Source organism: Bacillus sp. AF62 (assembly GCF_050312695.1).
GTDB lineage: Bacteria > Bacillota > Bacilli > Bacillales > Bacillaceae_G > Bacillus_A > Bacillus_A cereus.
Window position 1 is genome coordinate 1 of record NZ_JBNPJZ010000145.1, and the last position, 1,308, is coordinate 1,308.

The following is a 1,308-nucleotide window of genomic DNA, read 5'->3' on the forward strand; positions in this document are numbered from 1 at the left end:
GTACTAGGTGCTAATGGATTTTTAAAGAAAAACGATAGTATAAACGAGTTGAATAAGACTAACACACAAATGTTAAAGATTCTTAATGAACTTGGACTTAAAACGGTAAGTGAAGAGGAGGATGACGATGAAGCAGAAGTCTAATCTTCCTTATAAATATCACCCTTACATTAGTGAGTACATGTATAGTGTGGAAAGCGGAGAAATAAGGTCATGCAAAGAGCAAAAACAATTAATGGCCTTAGTTCGAAAAACTTTAGACGATCCAAATGTTTATATTGATGCAAAAGCTATTGAAGACAGTGTTAAAATTCCAGAGCCGTATTTTCCTTTTAAACTTTACGCTTGGCAAAGATTTGTTAATGCTTGCGTATATGGAGTTAGATACAAAGATAATGACCGTTTAGTTTGGAATCAGATTTTAATTTTAATGGGTCGTGGTGGCGGTAAAAATGGTTATGGTGGTTGGCATAATTTTTATATGCTGTCCAAACAGTTCGGAATTGATAAATATCATATCGAATGGGTAGCAACTTCTGAACAACAAGCAAAAACTACATTTCAAGATGTTCGGCATGTAATTGACAACCCTAAAAATAGTGTTTTAAAGAAGTCTTTCCATACGACTAAAGTGTTAATTGAACATAAACAGAACAGATCACATTTAAAATACAATACTTCTAATGCTAGAACAAAAGATGGTTTGCGTCCTGGATCAGTTTGGTTCGATGAAATTCACGAATATGAAGACTATGCATCCATTAAAGTATTCCGTTCGGCTCTTGGTAAAGTTAAAGACGGCCGAACTTTCTATTTAACAACGGATGGATATGTCCGTGGTGGCGTTTTGGATGATATGAAAGAAAAGGCACGAATGGTTCTAAGTGGAGAAGTTGAAAACAGTAAGATTTTCCCCTTCATCTGCAAATTAGACTCTGAAGAAGAAGTCGAAGATATTGCAAACTGGGAAAAAGCTAATCCTTCTATTCGAGATAACACGGAACTATTCGAAACGATGAAAGAAGAATGGGCCGATTGTCAAATTAACATTCCAATGCATGTGGAATTCATGACAAAGCGTATGAACATTCCTAAACAGTTATTTCAACATAAAATTGCTACTTATGAGGATATTCTTGCGACAAATCAACCTTTACCGGATGATTTACACAAATATGAATGTATTGGTGGTGTGGATTACGCAGAATTACGCGATTTCTGCAGCGTCGGCTTGCTATTTAAACGAGAAGGGAAGCGCTATTGGATTCACCACACTTTCATATGGCACCAGGCGTTGAAAATGCAGGA

At 36.1% G+C, this 1,308-nt stretch carries 1 protein-coding gene; it reads left to right on the top strand.

From position 1 onward, the window contains the following. Positions 1-127: 127 nt before the first annotated feature. Positions 128-1,308 (top strand): terminase large subunit domain-containing protein (locus ACQRBL_RS30540; RefSeq protein WP_427736237.1); only part of this gene is annotated, 1,181 nt, incomplete at its 3' end.